At 41.5% G+C, this 18,295-nt stretch carries 18 protein-coding genes; 8 read left to right on the top strand and 10 right to left on the bottom strand.

Annotated features, from left to right (window positions below; genetic code table 11):
* Positions 1-54: 54 nt before the first annotated feature.
* Entirely contained in the window at positions 55-705 is a 651-nt protein-coding gene (gene pyrE / locus FTU92_RS11455; RefSeq protein WP_096901637.1) for an orotate phosphoribosyltransferase, read from the bottom strand.
* 39 nt (positions 706-744) lie between these two features.
* Here pyrE and FTU92_RS11450 point away from each other — a divergent pair, with 39 nt between their 5' ends.
* Together FTU92_RS11450 and FTU92_RS11445 are read left to right on the top strand one after the other, a co-directional pair.
* Complete coding sequence (locus FTU92_RS11450; protein WP_179988755.1) at positions 745-1,563, top strand: exodeoxyribonuclease III; 819 nt, start codon at positions 745-747, stop codon at positions 1,561-1,563.
* A gap of 545 nt (positions 1,564-2,108) precedes the next feature.
* Positions 2,109-2,456: a Spx/MgsR family RNA polymerase-binding regulatory protein gene (locus FTU92_RS11445; RefSeq protein WP_026438350.1), complete on the top strand. Its 348-nt coding sequence runs from the start codon at positions 2,109-2,111 to the stop codon at positions 2,454-2,456.
* Between the two features lie 95 nt (positions 2,457-2,551).
* Here FTU92_RS11445 and FTU92_RS11440 read toward each other — a convergent pair whose 3' ends face one another.
* On the bottom strand, positions 2,552-2,989 hold the full coding sequence (locus FTU92_RS11440) for a DUF2147 domain-containing protein (protein ID WP_180096282.1): 438 nt from the start codon (positions 2,987-2,989) through the stop codon (positions 2,552-2,554).
* Positions 2,990-3,143: 154 nt separating this feature from the next.
* On the opposite strand from FTU92_RS11440, the gene FTU92_RS11435 reads away from it, so the two are divergent.
* Positions 3,144-4,055: an alpha/beta hydrolase gene (locus tag FTU92_RS11435; protein WP_004974206.1), complete on the top strand. Its 912-nt coding sequence runs from the start codon at positions 3,144-3,146 to the stop codon at positions 4,053-4,055.
* A gap of 106 nt (positions 4,056-4,161) precedes the next feature.
* Here FTU92_RS11435 and FTU92_RS11430 read toward each other — a convergent pair whose 3' ends face one another.
* From FTU92_RS11430 to FTU92_RS11405, 6 genes are all read right to left on the bottom strand, one after another.
* Positions 4,162-4,725: an FMN-dependent NADH-azoreductase gene (locus tag FTU92_RS11430; protein ID WP_004974205.1), complete on the bottom strand. Its 564-nt coding sequence runs from the start codon at positions 4,723-4,725 to the stop codon at positions 4,162-4,164.
* 166 nt (positions 4,726-4,891) lie between these two features.
* On the bottom strand, positions 4,892-5,572 hold the full coding sequence (locus tag FTU92_RS11425) for a glutathione S-transferase family protein (protein WP_180096280.1): 681 nt from the start codon (positions 5,570-5,572) through the stop codon (positions 4,892-4,894).
* Entirely contained in the window at positions 5,569-7,401 is a 1,833-nt protein-coding gene (dsbD, locus tag FTU92_RS11420) for a protein-disulfide reductase DsbD (RefSeq protein WP_180096288.1), read from the bottom strand. The genes FTU92_RS11425 and dsbD overlap by 4 nt, the downstream gene beginning before the upstream one ends.
* Before the next feature lie 165 nt (positions 7,402-7,566).
* Positions 7,567-8,337, bottom strand: coding sequence for a transporter (locus tag FTU92_RS11415; RefSeq protein WP_104852730.1), 771 nt, complete (start codon positions 8,335-8,337; stop codon positions 7,567-7,569).
* Between the two features lie 16 nt (positions 8,338-8,353).
* Complete coding sequence (locus FTU92_RS11410) at positions 8,354-8,896, bottom strand: ankyrin repeat domain-containing protein (RefSeq protein WP_096901627.1); 543 nt, start codon at positions 8,894-8,896, stop codon at positions 8,354-8,356.
* Between the two features lie 164 nt (positions 8,897-9,060).
* Positions 9,061-9,426, bottom strand: a complete 366-nt coding sequence (locus FTU92_RS11405; RefSeq protein ID WP_004974190.1) for an HPF/RaiA family ribosome-associated protein — start codon at positions 9,424-9,426, stop codon at positions 9,061-9,063.
* A 545-nt stretch (positions 9,427-9,971) separates the two neighbouring features.
* Between FTU92_RS11405 and FTU92_RS11400 the strand changes: the two genes are divergently transcribed.
* The 4 genes from FTU92_RS11400 (at position 9,972) to FTU92_RS11385 (ending at position 14,098) form a co-directional block, all read left to right on the top strand.
* Positions 9,972-10,712, top strand: a complete 741-nt coding sequence (locus tag FTU92_RS11400) for an outer membrane protein OmpK (RefSeq protein ID WP_070155832.1) — start codon at positions 9,972-9,974, stop codon at positions 10,710-10,712.
* A 172-nt stretch (positions 10,713-10,884) separates the two neighbouring features.
* The gene (locus FTU92_RS11395; protein ID WP_004974188.1) at positions 10,885-11,667 is read left to right on the top strand and encodes a sulfite exporter TauE/SafE family protein; all 783 of its coding nucleotides are present in this window, start codon (positions 10,885-10,887) and stop codon (positions 11,665-11,667) included.
* 176 nt (positions 11,668-11,843) lie between these two features.
* Positions 11,844-13,259: a DASS family sodium-coupled anion symporter gene (locus FTU92_RS11390; protein ID WP_180096278.1), complete on the top strand. Its 1,416-nt coding sequence runs from the start codon at positions 11,844-11,846 to the stop codon at positions 13,257-13,259.
* A 137-nt stretch (positions 13,260-13,396) separates the two neighbouring features.
* Positions 13,397-14,098, top strand: coding sequence for a phospholipase D family protein (locus tag FTU92_RS11385; protein WP_004974184.1), 702 nt, complete (start codon positions 13,397-13,399; stop codon positions 14,096-14,098).
* Positions 14,099-14,174: 76 nt separating this feature from the next.
* On the opposite strand, the gene parE is transcribed toward FTU92_RS11385, so the two are convergent.
* Together parE and FTU92_RS11375 are read right to left on the bottom strand one after the other, a co-directional pair.
* Positions 14,175-16,055, bottom strand: coding sequence for a DNA topoisomerase IV subunit B (parE, locus tag FTU92_RS11380; protein ID WP_004974183.1), 1,881 nt, complete (start codon positions 16,053-16,055; stop codon positions 14,175-14,177).
* A gap of 14 nt (positions 16,056-16,069) precedes the next feature.
* The gene (locus FTU92_RS11375; protein ID WP_131261220.1) at positions 16,070-16,654 is read right to left on the bottom strand and encodes a YqiA/YcfP family alpha/beta fold hydrolase; all 585 of its coding nucleotides are present in this window, start codon (positions 16,652-16,654) and stop codon (positions 16,070-16,072) included.
* A gap of 308 nt (positions 16,655-16,962) precedes the next feature.
* Here FTU92_RS11375 and FTU92_RS11370 point away from each other — a divergent pair, with 308 nt between their 5' ends.
* A complete protein-coding gene (locus FTU92_RS11370; protein ID WP_178318907.1) occupies positions 16,963-18,294 on the top strand; it encodes an alpha/beta fold hydrolase in 1,332 nt (443 codons plus the stop codon).
* The last annotated feature ends 1 nt before the right edge of the window (position 18,295 follow it).

Below are 18,295 nucleotides of genomic sequence, written 5' to 3'. Positions count from 1 at the left end.
GCGCTAAATTATTAATCAACGCTCAATATTATCATTAAAGAGAATTGATAAGACTTAAATCCCATACTTCACACGGTACGCTTCCATTTTCGCCAAGGCATCTTTTTCACCTTTAGCATCCAAATAATTCATTAAATCTTTCATGGTAATTAAAGCATGCACAGGAATTTCCAACTCTTTTTGCACTTCCTGAATAGCAGACAAATCGCCCTGACCTTTTTCTTGACGGTCTAAAGCCACCAATACGCCCGCAATTTGTGCGCCTGCATTTTTCAAAATAGTCACCACTTCACGAATAGCCGTACCCGCAGTAATCACATCATCAATAATCCAAACTTTTTTGCCCTCAACCGCAGCACCCACCAACACACCGCCTTCGCCATGATCTTTGGCTTCTTTACGGTTAAACCCCCACGGCACACTTACGCCATGATTTTGTGATAAAGCCACTGCTGTAGCTGCCACAAATGGAATACCTTTATAGGCAGGCCCGAAAATAACATCTACATTTTTGCATTGCATGAGTTGATCTGCATAGCCCGAAGCCAATAGCGATAAAGCTTCGCCATCATTCAACAAACCTGCGTTAAAAAAATAAGGACTCACACGACCCGATTTTAAAGTAAACTCACCAAATTTAAGCACACCACGTGATAAGGCGAGTTCGATAAAAGCTTGCGGGTTAAATTGAGCTGGCGATGTCATGAGGTGCTCCAAATTAATACATTGAGGTAAGACCTGAGCATGATACCAAAGAGTAGCTATCCGAGTGATCAAAAAATTCTTCGAGTGGTTTCAATTAACGTCAATGGGTTGCGTTCATCGGTAAGCAAAGGCTTACTCGAATGGTTGGAAAAGTCTGAAGCAGACGTGATTTGCATGCAGGAAAGCCGCATCACACACGCCCAATGGACCGATAAATTTAAGCCAGAAGGCTGGCACACGCATCTTTTCCCTGCAGAACGCGCAGGCTACGCAGGGACAGCTATTTATAGCCGTTTGCCGTTTGTTTCTGTGCAAAATGGTTTAGGCTTTGAATTGGCCGATTCTCAGGGTCGCTTTATCAGTGCTGAATTTGATGTAGGACTGGATCACCCAATTTACATCTGTTCACTGTATTTGCCTTCTGGCTCTTCAGGTGAAGAAGCCCAAATGCGGAAAGATCACTTTTTAGAAGAGTATCAAAAAATTCTAAAACAGTGGCGTGAAGACAATAAATCGATCATTGTCTGTGGCGATTACAACATCGTGCATAAGCGCATTGATATTAAAAACTGGTCGGGCAACCAAAAGTCTTCAGGTTGTTTGCCGCATGAACGTGCATGGTTAGATCATATTTACAATGATTTGGGCTATGTTGATACCTTCCGTGAAGTGCGCCATGAAGCGGAGCTGTATTCTTGGTGGTCAAATCGCGGGCAAGCCCGTGCCAAGAACGTTGGTTGGCGGATTGATTATCATGCTTGCTCACCCGACTGGAAAGCACGCACTGTCAATGCTTGGGTGTATAAAGACGAATGGTTTAGTGACCATGCCCCTGTGATTATTGATTATAAGATCTAATATTCACACAAATTTCACAGCCTATATGAGTGAACAATTGTTCACTCAACTGAGGTTCAATTCGCACATAATCTGTCGACTTTGTGTATTTATCTTCAAGTCGATTCAGCGCATTATTGCATAACGGCAAAGGGACAGTCAGGATGACACAAAAGGATTGGAAGCCGAAGGATGGAAAATAAACTAACTGGTTTTGGTTAGTTTCAAGGATGTAACAATGGACGTTAAAATGAGACCCGCATAATCAGGATGATTAAATGCGGGTTTTCTCTTTTTATCATCTTATTTTCTGTTTTGCGCTGTTACTGTTGTTCTTCACTGTATTTTTTATTTTCACTAGAGTCTGTTCTTATCAAGTTTTTCATTTTTTTCTGTTTATGCGTCCCATTTTAGAGCGATCAAGTGTCAATTTAGTGACATCGGTATGACGTATTGATGACACATACCATTTAAACAGCCAATCATTGTTCACTGCAAGTTTCTAGCACTTAGCGCTGTTTTGGGCTAGGCTATAGCCAGTTTGATGATATTAACGTGAAAAAAATATGTTAAAAATTTATGGGATTAAGAACTGCAATTCAATGAAAAAAGCCTTCGATTTACTCAATGAATTGGGGCTAAGTTATGAGTTTCACGATTATAAAAAACAAGGGATCGATGCCGACACTGTCAAAAGTTGGTTAGATGCGCTTGGGCAAGATGTAGTACTGAATAAAAAAGGCACCACTTGGCGCAAACTCAGCGAAGCAGAACAGCAAGCTGCTTTGGCCAGTGAAGCCAACTTAATTGAAGCACTTTGCACTCACACCAGTTTAATTAAACGTCCTGTCTTAAAAACTGAATCAGGCTTTATTGCGGGTTTTGATGAAGCGGCTTATCGTGCTTTAGGTTAAGTTTAAAAAAATACCAATAAAAAACCTGCTCACATGGAGCAGGTTTTTTTATATCCTGTGCAATATGATTTCAACTGCACAGGTGGAATACATGCTTAGTTCGCACGAATCCATGTTTGGTTACGACCCAATGCCGCTACACCAATGAAACCACGCAATTCCAGTTTCTTACCACCATCGGCAAGTTTACCTTTTAGCTTGTAGGTTTTACCTGTTTGCGGGTCAAGAATTGAACCACCATCGTAGCTCGTGCCGCCTGTATTTTTCAGACCGCGAACAATGGTCAAACCTTTGAGTGATTTGTTGTGATACGGACCTTCACATTTTGTACAGGCATTTTCTTCACCAAGCGTTAAAATTGACTGAATGCTTGCGGTTAAAGTTCCATTTTTTTGCTCAGTAAATCTTACCGTGGCTTTGGGTTGTTTGGTTTTGTCGTCAATTGTTTTCCAAACTGTGCCGTTAAGCGGATCTGCAGCATTGGCCAAAGCGCTTAAACCTAACAGCCCGAATGCAAGTGCAATTTTTTTCATTGTTTTGTTTCCCTGGTCTACTATCAGACAACTTTATTATTAAAAAGTCACAACAAATTTGCAATTTTTGAATGTGACCGTTTAGTGTACCCTTGTAAATTATGTTGGTAAATACACAAATATCCGATCAAATAAAGAACAAGATGGAAAAATCATGAAGATTAACCCCATGTGGAAACAAATTATTACAGAGCAGTTTTTAAAAACCACCATTCGCAAACCAAGCCAATTTAATTTACCCCCCAATTCTGTACGTTTTGCACTAGAACAAATGTGCCGTTTATTTCCCATGCAAAAGTCGGTGCAGGTACGCGCGCTGCGTTTAGCAGGTCTGCATGCCGAAGAATTAAAACCACAGAATGCTGCAACACAGCTCATTTTTCATATTCATGGCGGGGCTTTTTTTCTGGGTTCGTTAAATACCCATCGAGCATTTTTGAGTCAAGTTGCGGCACGCACCCAAATGCAAGTGATTCATGTCGATTATCCGCTTGCACCTGAGCATCCTTTTCCACATGCTTTGGAAGCCGTGTTTGATGTCTATCAAAGTCTGTTGGCGCAAGGTATACACGCCAAAGATATTATTTTGTCAGGAGATTCTTGCGGTGCAAATTTAGCGTTGGCGCTAGCTTTAAAAATACGTGATGAGCAATTGCCGCAAGTGAGTGGCTTAATGCTGCTGTCACCATTTTTAGATTTAACCCTCACCAGTGAATCCTTGCGTTATAACAGCAAGCATGATGCCCTGCTGTCAATTGAAACGCTGGAAACAGGCATTGATTACTATGTACCGCCTGAACTTGATCGGGCAGACCCGCAAATTTCGCCATTGTTTGATGATTTACATGAATTACCACCAGTTTTAGTACAAATTGGCTCTAAAGAAATTTTGCTGGATGATGCAACACGTTTTAAAGAAAAAGCCGAACAGGCAGGCGTAGAAGTGCATTACAAACTCTACACGGGTATGTGGCACAATTTTCAAATGTTTTCACCGTGGTTTGAAGAAGCCAAACGTGCATTGGCAGATTTAGCAGAGTTTGCACATCGGCAAGATCAGAGCTAAGTTCAACCATAACAAGGCTTTGCTAACCAACCCTTTTAGCCGATCCATCTATATAAAAAAAGCTCAGCACCCTCAAGGCACTGAGCTTTTTTATTGAAATAGTGGGTTAAATCGCCTGAATTTTTTGCATCGCATTGGCAACAGCTTGGTCTTTAAATTCCGACATACTCACCCCTTCAGCGCGAATAATTTCTACATCATTCACCCCTGTAAAGTTGAAGATGGTTTTCAAGAAATCTTCCTGAAAATCGGCAGGGCTGTTATCACCATACACACCGCCACGGCTACTGGCGATATAGGCTTTTTTCTCACCCGCCAAGCCTACAGGCCCTTGCTCGGTATATTTAAAGGTTTTACCTGCCACGCTGATGCGATCAATCCATGCTTTTAAAGTTGAAGTCAAACCAAAGTTATACATGGCTGCACCCACCACCACGACATCGGCATCAATATATTGTTGGATGATTTTTTCACCCAAAGCCGCTTGTTCTGCATCCTGCCCCATTAAAATTTCGGCAGTTAAGTGCGGAATCGGCTGTTGTGCCAAATCTAAATAATCGACCTGTGCATTGCTATTTTTTGCAGTCAATTGTTGCACAATCGCTTGGCTTAACTGACGTGAAACTGAGTTTTCACCTAAAATACTCGAGTCGATGTGTAAAATTTTCATGGGGATGTTCCAATCTTGTATTCATTTAATAACGCTATTTTAATCGTGCAGCGTAAATAGAATAATTGGGAAAACTAAGACACTATGTTTTATTTTTGGAACAAAAAAGACCACTTTACCGCACAAAAACTTCCGCAGTATTTTTCCTAATCCTGCTTTTTCCAAGTCATTTTGCTGGTTTTTGATAAGGCTCTAAATAATTGACCCACATTGCTTCTTGTGATGCGGCGTGTACCCAAGCGCGCATAGCAGGATGCTGCATCACCCGCTGCATATAGTGTTGGCTGTTGGCACTTACAGGCAAGGCATAAGTCATAAAACGCGTCACCACAGGAGCATAAAACGCATCGGCAATGCTAAATTCACCACACAAGAAACCATCTACAGCAGGACGTTCCACCCAAATGTGTTCAATGCGTGCCACATCCTGTCTTAAACCCGAATGTTCTTGCCATAATTTTGTACCCACTTCTGCTAAATTGGCGCGAATATTCATGCCACATAAACTGCGTAAATCGGTAAAACCACTGTGCATTTCTGCGCTGATGCTACGCGCCCAAGCGCGTTGCTGTACATCACGCGGCCAAAGTGCCTGTTCAGGATATTGCTCTGCCAAGTATTCACAAATGGCGAGAGAATCCCAAATCAACATGCCCTGATCTAACAAGGCAGGCACTTTACCATTGGGGTTAATTTCTAGGACACGTTGTTTAAAATCGCCCTCACCACGCTCGCATGGAAAGTTCAGTTGTATTTCTTCAAAAGCCAAATCAAACGCCTTCAGTACCAACCACGGGCGCATCGACCAGCTCGAATAATTTTTATTGGCAATATACAGCTGCATCATGGCGATGACTCCTGTGTGGTTTGAAGTTGCTGCAGTTGATTTAACAAGGTGCTTTCGTTAAACGCACCCGTTAAACGCAGACTGCGAATTTCTTGTTGTTGTGCATCCAAAAATAAAAAGGTAGGTGGCCCTAAAATTTCCCATTTATTCAGCAAAGCTTGATGACTGGCATCGTAATGGCTTAAATCGAGTTTAATTAAATAAAATTCTGCAAGTGCCTGTTTTACAGTGGAAGATGTCAATACCTGTTGCTCAATCGGACGGCACGCCACACACCAATCGGCATAGACATCTATAATCATGCGCTGATTTTTCGGAGCTTGGGCAAGTAACTGTTGTAATTCCGTTGCAGTCGTTGCACGGTGCCATTCTAAAACCGCATCGTTTTCCTGCTGCCAAAAACGCTGGCTGTGTTGATATTGGTTATAAATCAGATACGGCACCACCACCAATAACGCACTCAGATAAATCGCCCGCAGCGTACCATGATAGCCACTCAAACGATGCAGCACATAGCCGACAAAACCCACTCCAAGTGCCAAACTAAGCCATTGCATCCATGCTTCACCCAATAACGGACGAATAAAATACAATGCCAATGCCAACATAATAAAGGCAAACAGCACTTTGACTTGATGCATCCACAAACCTGCGCGTGGCAAAGCTTTTGCCCCAAGCACACTGGCCAACAATAACGGCGAACCCATGCCAAACCCGAGCGTAAATAGCAGCAACGCCCCCTGCATCTGACTTTGGGTTTGTGAAATAAACAATAACGCCCCTGCCAATGGCGCAGTCATGCATGGGCCGACCAAAAGTGCCGACAACATGCCCATGAGTGCAGCACCTGCCAAATTGCCGCCTTTTTGCATAGATTGCACCTGATCGAGTCGATTGACCCAAGCACGTGGTAACTTGATCTCAAACAGTCCAAACAAATTTAAGGCAAACAACACAAACAGTAAACTAAAGGCAATTAAAGTAGCAGGTTGTTGTAACCAACGCTGAAAATTCAAACCTGCGGATGACGCAATTAAACCCAATATGGCATAAACCATTGCCATGCTACAGACAAAAACCAGAGTAATCGTCCACGCTTTGACACCTTTATGTTCACGCACCAACAAGGAGGTCAAAATGGGCAACATCGGCAAAGAACATGGAGTAAAGGCCAATAAAACCCCTAAACCAAAAAACAGTAGCAAGCCATAAGCAAATGAACTCTGTGCCAGTTTTTCTGACCACATTTGATCTTGTGCAGTGATGGGTTGCGCTGTCGCAACACTTGTTGAGGATGCTAGCGTGGAGTTGGCAGGTGTTGTCGAAAACACATTCTGGGTTGGGTTACTGTGTCCACCCCACAGATTTTTTTGTGCTGCGCTTTGATTGTCTAAAATCACCAAACCAGTGCTGTCTGTCTGAAATTCAATGCGCTGTGGTGGATAACAAAGTCGATCTTGCGCACAACCTTGCCAGCTCACTTGATAGCGCTGTACAGCCTGCGTGGGAATTTTAAAACTGACTTGTTGATAATAAACCTGAGTATGTCCATAGTTTTCATCATAAACATCTTCTGCGGGAGGCAACTCTAAAGCCAGTATTTGCTGTCCATGCTCAACCTTAAATTGATGCTGATACAAATAATACTGTTCAGGCATGTTCCAGCGCAGTTCGGCTTGTTGGGGATTGACCGATTCAACGCTAAACTGAAAGGCTTGTTCGGGTGGGAGTAAAGGTGCTTCTGCGTGTAGGCTTAGCGAACACAATAAAAGTAGACTTGCGAGCAGACAAGATAAGCCCCTATTCATATAGCGAAAAATATCAGCCATTAGATCAACAGCAGCTTGCCAAAAGGTCTGAAATAAGGACTGCTTCATGTTCTGCTCGCCTCGGCATGAACTTTATTAGGATGAAAACGAATCTGCAGCAAGCTTGATGAGTTTAGCCTGCTGCAACATACAACGTATTTTAAAGCTTTAAATGGTTTAAATGGCTTAGAACAAGAACGCCATACCTAAACCTGCATGGTAACTTTTATCTGCACCGTCTAAATCTACACCGACACTGGCATCCAGCTGAGTGCGTTCATTCAGTGCGTAAATCACCCCCGAAGTTAAGCCATATTCATTGTCCTGACTTTCTGCTTTACGATAGACCAATTCTGAAAAACCTGACCATTGATCGCTTAAACGATACTGAATATTGGGAATTGCTGTAACCGCCCAATCGCTATTTTGTACATCGTAACGCATGTTGATGCCTGTTTTTAACAGCTCACTGTATTGATAGCTGACTGCCGTACCCAAGCTATAAATATCATCTTCTTCGCTAAAGCCATCATTGCCTGTGGCAATTAGCGCTTGCAACAACACGGCCATAGAAAGTTTGTCATCATTTAAGTCAATGGCTTGTTTTAAACCAATGCTGACATCACCCAAACCATCATCTTCAACCGATTGACCTGCAGTTTTGCTTTTGCTCCATGCAGGCCCTTGCCAGCCCAGCTGTAACTCTAAATCTTGCGCCAAACCTGTACGTAACAGCATGTCAGCATTAAGGCGAGTAGTTTTAACTTTTTCGCCCGAAGCATCGTTACTTTCTTGATAACTTGCACTTGGCAAAGCCTGTTCCCAAGCCAGTTTCCCTACAGGTGTAATACCCGTACTCATTCCTGCACCAGGACGATCAAACTCAAAATCTGCCGCGCTCACCTGCATGCTGATGCCTGCCGCCACGATTAACCCAACTGTTTTTAATGCTGACATATTTTTATCTCTGCTCTTAGGCCAATTCTTTGCTCATTTTTGCGCCATAACGACGCAACAATTCTAAAGTCTGCTGTTCTTCTAGCAAAGCATCCGACCACTGAATTTCATCAAAATCACAATCAAACAATAAATCACTAATTGAAGATAAAATCGTTAAACCATCTTCATCTTTGCTGTTCGGATCGACTTTTTCATCTAATAAACGCTGTACCGCAGGAACACATGCTGCAGAAGCCGCATCCCACAATGGGCCGTAAATTTCTTCGGCATCCCATAAATGCAAATTCACTTTGGCTTGAATCAAGGCCTCTAAAATATCTAAATGCACTTGCAAATCTTGCTGTTTTTGCTGCTCTGTGAGTGGCTGACCTGCTTCATATGCTTCGCAGACTTTTTCCCACCATTGAAATAAACCATCTGACCAGATTGAAATTACAGGGCCTTTTTCGGCATCCATAAAGTTAGGGTCTAAACCGTCTGCCAATAGGCGTTGCACTTGGGCAAGGTCTAATTCTTCTATTGCTTGCACCAAGACTTGTTGTTGCGCAGTTAACATGCAGAGAGCTCTCTTATTCAATGTTTAATTTAGAACTATTATGCCCAATAAAGCGACATTTGTATGAGATAAATGTCAGCAAATCGTGAATTTAGTGCATTGGCTGCATGCAAACACAAAAAAGCCCCGCAAAATTTGCGAGGCTCTTGGAATCTGTCTGATCCTTATTCGTCGTCGCCACCAACATCTGTATCTACAAATTCTGGGCGAGCACCACGAGGATTTTCATTTTTCTCAAACGCATGTTCTAGGCTGCGTTTTAAACGGTCAATCGCACCGTGAATGGCTGTATCAATATTATGACCACGATGATTCACAACTACTGGTTTTAAACCTGCTGGACGTGCTTCAATCATACAACGAATGTCGTCATCACCGCCTTTTTCACCATTTTCATCACTAAAATGCACTGAAAAATGGGTAATACGCTCACTGTGGCGTTGGAATTCATTATTCAGTTCTTCACGAACGTAACTAATTAATCGATCACTGTTTTGAATGTTTTTATCGGTACGGATTTCAATGTTCATGATTTCATCCTCTTGCGTTCGTTATTTCTGAATCTTGTTGTGCCAAAATCTTACACATAATTTTATATATACGTTTTGGCGTGTTTATAATGTGCTGTTTTTACAGCATAAAGTACATCTTCAACTTAGTTTGGAATCACTTCCTCCTACGTGAATGATGAACACTTTTAATTCTGCAGAACCGTGTCCCTATACCTTGAATATCGGGCCTATCTGAAAAATATGCAAGCGATATTTATAGAAAAGCAGCAAAAGAATAACCCTTTTATCACCAATTTCAGCTTAGATGTTCAATAAGCGATCAATTTGGATAGCACTACGTTGTTCAATCTATTGCCAATGAGAAACTTGATGCTTTTAAAGGGTTTAGTCACACCTGCAATATTCACCTTTACATTTTGACCATTGGTTTTAAATCGTTTAAAAAGTATTCAACCCAAAAGCTGATAGAAAACACCCCAAAATGACCCGTCAATAATCGAATTTTGCTTTATTTTTGCTAAAGAATCTGTATCCTTGAAACGCTTTTATTGGGGTCTATTTTTATGAAACTTACACATATTGCTGCGCTGTGCGCAATCTCCACTGCTGCAACTTTTACGCAAGCTGCACCGATTTGGCAAGATTTTAGCGTGACAGGTTTATACGGTGAAAATTACAAATCACCTTTTTTAACTGGCGATCAAGAGATTGAACAAAGCACTGTAACTTTTGAATACGCTGCTGGTTTTAAATATGGTGATTTTTTTGCCTTTGCTGACCGTTCAAACAATGATGTAGATGGCAATGACACTTACTTTGAAGTATCACCACGCTTAAGCTTAGGCGCTGTTTCTGGTCAAAAACTTGCCTTTGGTCCAATTAAAGATGTTTTAATTGCAACCACTTGGGAAGGTGGCGAAGGCTTTAACAATTACCTATACGGTATTGGTTTTGATCTTGAGCTTCCATATTTCAAATATGCGCAATTGAACTTCTACAAAGCAGATAATGATAAAGATATCTCTCAAGATGATTATCAAATGACGTTTGCTTACGGTCTTCCATTTAAAGTCGGTGCTGAAGACTTTTTAGTAGATGGTTTCCTTGATTGGTCTACTGCAGAAGATGACCACGCTAGCGAACTCAACTGGACTACACAATATAAATGGAATGCAGGCAAACACATTTCGCCAAATACACGTTTATATGTCGGTATCGAACACTCTGTTTGGAACAACAAATACGGTAATAAATCAGGCATCAATCAAAACGATGTCAGCGCATTGGTCAAATACCATTTCTAAGCTGTATTTTTCTCTGTTCAAAAAAGCAAGACTTCGGTCTTGCTTTTTTATTGGTCATTAAAATAGTTTCCAATAAATATGCATTGCTCTCCACCACGCAACCCATTTGTACTTAGCTCAAAACTCCGCTACATTGAGTTAAATTTCAAATAAAAAGCACTGTGAAGCCCACATGCAAAAAACCGATTTCATTATTCTGCTGTTTTGTGCGATTGCTGCAATTTTGCATGGCATGAGCGGTTTTGGTTTTCCTATGCTCAGTACGGCTGCGGTGGCGATGTTATATCCACTCAGTACTGCGGTTGCTTTGGTTCTGATTCCCTGTTTGCTTCTCAATATCTACATGCTGCGGGGCGATGCCACACAATCTATATTCAGCAGTTTATATGGCTACTGCAAAAAATATTGGGGTTTAATCTTCAGTGCGCTGATTGGCAGCTATTTGGGCGTCAGTTTGCTGCTCATTCTGAACGAAGGTTATTTAAAATTGGCAATGGGCGTACTGATTTTATTGTACGTGGCCGATCAATTTCGACAACGTCCTTTGCAAATTTCTGCCTCACTCAAAAATATGCTGATTTTTGGTTTGCTGGCAGGTGTGATTGGTGGTGCGACCAATGCCATGGCACCATTTCTAATGATGTATTTACTCAGCACTCAACACAGCAAAACCGATATTGTGGTGATTAGCAACTTAAACTTTATTATTTCCAAACTCATTCAATTGGCAGTTTTATATCCAGTAATTCAACAGTTTAGCCACATACAATTAAAAGTTTTAGCCCTGATTTGTATCATCTCTATGCTGATGGTGTATATCGGCAGTCTGATTCGTAAACAAATTTCCCAGACATTATTTAAGCAGATTGTATTTACGTTATTGGGTTTTATGGCACTTTACGCGATTGCTCAAGGATTATTCATCATCCAAACATCACCTGCTTTATTGATATAAATCAGACCAATAAACATAACAAATGGAAAATTATTTAGATTTTTTTTGGCTTAAATAATTATTTACACATATAATTAAGACCAGCTTAAAAAACAGTCTATTCAGACTGCTTCGGTCGTTTGCATCGACCAATCTTCCCTCTTTTCTTTTAATTCCTTTTGACGGAGTGAACTTCTATGGAAAATAACCATATAGAAGTGCCAGCCAATATTAAGCGAAAAGAACTGATCAAGACCTGGGTGATTGTTGCAATTGCAGCCCTGCTCTCTTTCGGTTTATACAATGTCTTGCCCTATGATGAAAATGCAAATAAGGGTCTAAGTCTGTTGCTTTTTATTGGTATTTTATGGCTCACCGAAGCTGTACACATTACCATTACCGCGCTTTTGGTGCCGGTGCTTGCCGTAATTTTGGGCATGCCTGTAGAAAATGCCAGCAAAGTGCTTGAGCCAATTAGCACCAGCAAGGCATTGGCGACTTTTGCCGATCCTGTTATTTTCCTGTTCTTTGGTGGTTTTGCTTTAGCGACTGCACTGCACATTCAGAAACTGGATCGTAAAATTGCGATGTGGATTATTTCCATGTCGGGCGGTCACTTGGGGATTTCGGTTTTATCTATTTTTATTGTCACTGCTGCGTTGTCGATGTGGATTTCCAACACAGCCACGGCGGCGATGATGTTACCGTTGGCGCTGGGTTTGTTATCACACCTCGATGCCACTAAAGAGCGTAAAACCTTCGTTTTCATTTTATTGGGGATTGCCTACTCTGCCAGTTTAGGTGGTTTGGGTACGTTGGTAGGTTCGCCACCAAACGCTATTGCAGCCAAAGCGTTAGACTATGACTTTGCTGACTGGATGAAAATTGGTTTACCAATGATGCTGATTTTGCTACCAGCAATGTTGGTCAGCTTATATTTGGTATTGCGTCCAAATTTAAATCAAAAAATTCATTTTGAAACTGAAATAATTCCTTGGACCAAAACCCGTGTTGCAACGATGATTTTATTCGTATGTACTGCAGTGGCGTGGATTTTCGGCAAGAAACTTAGCGAAACCTTTGGTATTAGCCAACCCGATACATGGACTGCATTAGCTGCTGCATGTTTGGTAGTCATGCTAGGTACTGCATCTTGGAAGCAAGTAGCTGAAAATACCGATTGGGGCGTGTTATTACTGTTCGGTGGTGGTTTAACCCTCAGTGCGATCTTAAAAGATTCAGGCGCATCTTTGGTATTGGGTCAAACCCTTGCCAATACCTTTGGTGATACTTCGCCATTGGTAGTGATTTTTGCGGTGACCATCTTCATTATTTTCTTAACTGAATTTACCAGTAATACAGCGTCTGCTGCGTTATTGGTTCCTGTATTTGCTGCAATTGCAGACCAAATGGGTATTCCAAAAGAAATTTTAGTGGTGATTATTGGTATTGGTGCATCGTGTGCCTTTATGTTACCTGTGGCAACGCCACCAAATGCGATTGTATTTGGTACAGGTCAAATTAAACAAAGTGAAATGATGAGTGTGGGCATGGTGTTGAACGTCATGTGCGTATTTATTATTTCATTATTTGTATATTGGTTCTTTAGTTAAGGATCAATAAAAAATGGAGCACAAGATGCTCCATTTTTTTCGCCTCAATTTTAGAATATTTTTAATCATCAAATCATTACCTAAATAAATTCGCTATACTCAGGACATAATAATTTAGACACAATGAGGAGGGTTAAATGGCTAAGTTTTTAAATACGAGCGCGACCAATTTTTTCTTAGAAGAACTGATAAAAAATGCCAAAGAAAGGTTAATTTTAATTAGCCCATATTTACGTTTAAATGACCGTATTAAAGAGTTACTTGAAGATAAAGATCGACTCAAAATTGATATTCGAATCGTTTATGGAAAAAGTGATTTACATCCTGATGAAATAAAATGGATGCAAAAACTTGATTTTGTTCGGCTCAGTTTTTGTAAAAACTTACATGCTAAATGCTATCTCAATGAATCTGAATGTATTATTTCTAGTCTAAATCTTTATGAATTTAGCCAAATTAATAATAACGAAATGGGCATTTTGATTCGCAAATATGAAGATCAAGATGTCTTTAAAGATGCTTATGAAGAAGCGCAACGTATTATTCGTATTAGTGATGAAGTTAGAATTAGTTTAGATGAAGTGAAAGCCGAACCAACAAATGAATCTGTTGAAGAAACCAATGACAATAATGTTGGTAAATTAACATCATCTAAACTTGCAGCAAAACATAAAATGAAAACCAATGAATTGTTGGCTCATTTTACCGAAAAAGGCTTATTAAATATCAATGATGCTGGAAAGCACATACTCACTCAACAAGGCAAAGACGTAGGTGCAGAATTTAAAACCAGTCAATATGGTGGATATTTTTTATGGCCTGAAAATATTGAATTATAAACACCAATCAAAATTACAATAAAAAGCATCCATTACTTTTTTGAAATAATGGATGCTTTTTCTAAATTAAATCAGCTTAAACCGCCAAATCGGCTAAATTACCTTTTTGCTCTAACCACACTTTACGGTCTGCAGAGCGTTTTTTAGCCAGCAATTTATCCAATAAACCTGCGGTAAAATGACTATCATCCAAATCGAGTTGCACCAAACGGCGTGTATTTGGATCCATCGTGGTTTCACGTAACTGACTGGCATTCATTTCACCCAAACCTTTAAATCGGGTAATTTGCGGATTTTTGGTTTTGGCTTTTTTCAGCGTATTTTCTAGCTCATCTTCATCTAGCGCATAATGCACATCTTTACCGTCATCAATACGGAATAATGGCGGCATGGCGACATATAAATGCCCATCTTCCACCAAGCTTGGGAAATGCTTCACGAACAAGGCACACAGCAAAGTGGCAATGTGTAAACCATCCGAGTCGGCATCAGCCAAAATACAAACCTTACCATAACGCAATTCAGATAAATCATCACTGCCCGGGTCAACCCCAATCGCAATTGCAATATCGTGTACTTCCTGCGAACCCAAAACCTCGTCCGAAGATACTTCCCACGTATTTAAAATTTTTCCGCGAATTGGCATGATCGCCTGAAAGTTTTTATCACGTGCTTGTTTGGCAGAACCACCTGCGGAATCACCTTCGACAATAAACAGTTCCGATTCTTCACGGGTTTGTCCCACGCAATCTGCCAATTTACCCGGCAAGGCTGGGCCTGAAACAATTTTTTTACGTTCTACTTTTTTCGCTGCTTTTAAACGACGACCTGCTTTGGAAATTGCCATTTCTGCCAATTGCATGGCAATGTCAGAATTTTGGTTCAACCACAAGGCAAAAGCATCTTTGGCGATATTCTGCATAATGCTTGCCGCTTCACGGCTCGATAAACGCTCCTTGGTCTGCCCTGAAAACTGCGGTTCTTGGAACTTTAACGATAAAATGTAGTTGACCCCATCCCAAACATCTTCGGCAGATAGCTTTAAATTACGCGGCAATAAATTGCGTAATTCACAGAACTCACGTAACGCATCGGTCACACCAGAACGTAGTCCATTGACATGCGTACCGCCTTGCGCAGTCGGAATCAAGTTGACATAACTTTCTTGAATTTGCTCGCCGCCTTCTACATTCCAGCAAATTGCAAACTCTGCACTGGCACGCTCTGCCTCACCTGTCGCCACAAAAGCAGGGGCAGGTACAATCTCTCGATCTTCCAGCTCATCCATCAAATAGTCGACTAGACCATTTTCAAACTGCCAGACAATTTTTTCATCGTTAATTTCATCAATGTAATGAATTTCTAAACCTGCAGCTAGTACCGCTTTGGCTTTTAAATTGTGTTTTAAGGCTTTTAGTGCAAATTTAGGTGAATCGAAATATTTAGCTTCAGGCCAGAAATGTACCAACGTACCCGAAGCACGTTTTGGGGCTTTGCCTTCCAAGACTTCTAAAGGTGCAGCAGCTTCGCCCTGATCAAAAGCCATTTTATACAGGTTGCCCTGACGCTGTACGGTCACTTCAACCCGACTGGACAAGGCATTCACTACAGAAATACCGACCCCGTGCAAACCGCCCGAAAATTGGTAGTTGTCGGTGCTGAACTTACCGCCTGCATGCAGCTTGGTCAGAATAATTTCAATCCCGCTTTGCCCGTATTCTGGGTGAATATCGACAGGCATACCACGGCCATTGTCTTCTACCGACAAAGAGCCATCTTTATAGACTTTTACGGTAATTTTATTGGCATGCCCTGCAAGTGCTTCATCCACCGCATTATCAATAACTTCTTGCGCCAAATGGTTTGGACGTGTGGTGTCGGTATACATGCCCGGACGACGACGTACTGGATCTAAACCAGATAAAACTTCAAGAGATTGAGCGGTATATTGAGACACGTTGTACTGTTTCCTTAAGCTAGGGAATCCGATAAAAATTGCAGTAACATCGGAATTTTGTCTGCAAAATTATCCATGGCATGATTGCCGTGCGCTTCAGTCATGATCATGGCCGAAGGTGAGGCAGCACTATAATAACGCTGCGCTTCACGATAATCCAAAACTTCATCGCCTTGTTGCAATAACACCAATATTTTGTCTGCATCTTGCGCAACTGGCAACGCAATGTCTGCTAAGTCATCCAATTGCGCTGCAGTTAAGCTCCAGTTCGGATGTACCACATAGGGCAGCACATCGCCAAACAAGTCCTGAAACAATTGCCATGGTCGCATAGCAGGGTTAATCACAACAGCAGGCACATGATGCTGTACGACCAGTTGTGTCGCATAAAAGCCGCCTAGACTGCTGCCCACCAATGCCACATTGGGCAAACGTTGAATCAATGCCGATACGTTTGCCAAAACCTCTAAAGGTGGAGCATTTAAATCGGGCAAATGCATCTGAATACCAGGGCGATGCTGCTGCACATAGGCATACAATAGCTGCCCTTTCATGGACAAAGGACTACTTTGAAAACCATGTAAATAAATTAAATTCATGCGCGACATTTCTTAGTAACACCATTCAATTTTTGGCTGATACAGCACTTATTTTGCGTTTTTAATTTAATTTTCATGGAAAAATGCAATTGTTAGACAAAAAGATGCGAACATCTTGGCAGTCATCGGTATTTTACAAGTAGTTCAAGATGAACACGATAAAATAAAAGTATCGGGTTTGGTGACAATTCATCTAAAAATTTGCAGTTCTGTAAATTCATGAAATGCCAGCAGACCCTTGAGTTTATACCGCGAACCCAAGTAAAAATAAAGCGTTCGGTATATGGGAACACAAGGGGCAACACAGTATGCCAAGTTTAACACCGCTGCATGAAACGTATTGTAGATGGGATCGTACACCTCCAAGTCAGGCCGATATCCTAGAAGGCTTGGCACAGTTGGTCAGCACGCGCCTGAATGCCGTGATGAGCGAAGTGATTCAAACCATTCAGCGTGAAGTTTTGCTCAGCGTATTTGGCATGAGCGAACAACGCTCGCAAAAGTTTCAAAAAACCGCAACTTTTCAAAAGTTGTATAAGTTTGCCTTCCACAGCTTACAACAATACGGCTATCACTTTGTTGCACCAGGTTTACGTCAAATCATTGCGCAATTTCCCAACTTACATGACAAAGCACTCACGCCAAGCCTGCATTTTTTAGTCGGTGTACTGAATGGCGTACTGGGAGATTATCTACTCGAACAGCAAAATCCGCTCGCCTTACCTATGGTGCTCTATGACCATTATGGCGAAGTCCAACAAGGCGATTTGTCTGGACGTGTGGTAATTTTTGTGCACGGTTTATGCCGCAATCACCTCGATTGGACTACACACCAATTTGGTGGTTTTGGTGAAAAATTACTGGCACAACGTGACCATAACACCATGTTATATCTGAATTACAATACAGGGCGTCGCATTTCTGCCAATGGCCGCAGTCTTGCCAATACCTTAGATGATTTAATTCAGCGTCATCCTAAAATTACCAGTATTGATTTAATTGGGCACAGCATGGGTGGCTTGGTGTCGCGCAGTGCGCTGTTTTACGGCAAGCAAAATTTGCAGCACTGGATTCACTTGGTCGAAAATCTGGTCTGTTTAGGCTCACCACATCACGGAGCAGTGTTGGAGCGTTTTGGTTTCCATTTACAGGAAAAATTAGGTCGCTTTCCCATTGTGAAAATTGTCGGGCATCTGGTCAATATTCGCAGCAACGGCATTTTAGATTTGCGCTATGGCAGTGTGCGAGATGATGACTGGGAACATAATCAGGCACGAATTGGACAGGTCGATGACAACCGCAAACCCGCACCTTTGCCGACCCATATTAATGCTTATTTCGTGGCAGGCAGCATTGAGTTTGAGAAAAAGCAGAACCTGACTCGCAAAGTCATTGGCGATTATTTAGTCAGTATAAAAAGTGCTTTGGGGGAACATCCTAACCCACGTTTTCAATTAAAACTGCCTGAATCGCACAAAGCTGTGTTCTATGGTCTGAACCACTTTCAGTTACAATATCATCCAAGTGTGGCAGAGCAATTGGTGAAATGGTTTTATCCTGCGCATGAAGAAGTGCCAGAGCAGCAAATTCATGAATTTATTGGCGATTGGTCAAGTTTAGAAGGCATTGCGCTCACCTAAC

It is taken from the genome of Acinetobacter sp. YH12205 (assembly GCF_013418125.1).
Taxonomy (GTDB): domain Bacteria; phylum Pseudomonadota; class Gammaproteobacteria; order Pseudomonadales; family Moraxellaceae; genus Acinetobacter; species Acinetobacter towneri.
Note: the sequence above shows the minus strand (reverse complement) of the source record. Positions and strands in the feature narration are given on the sequence as shown.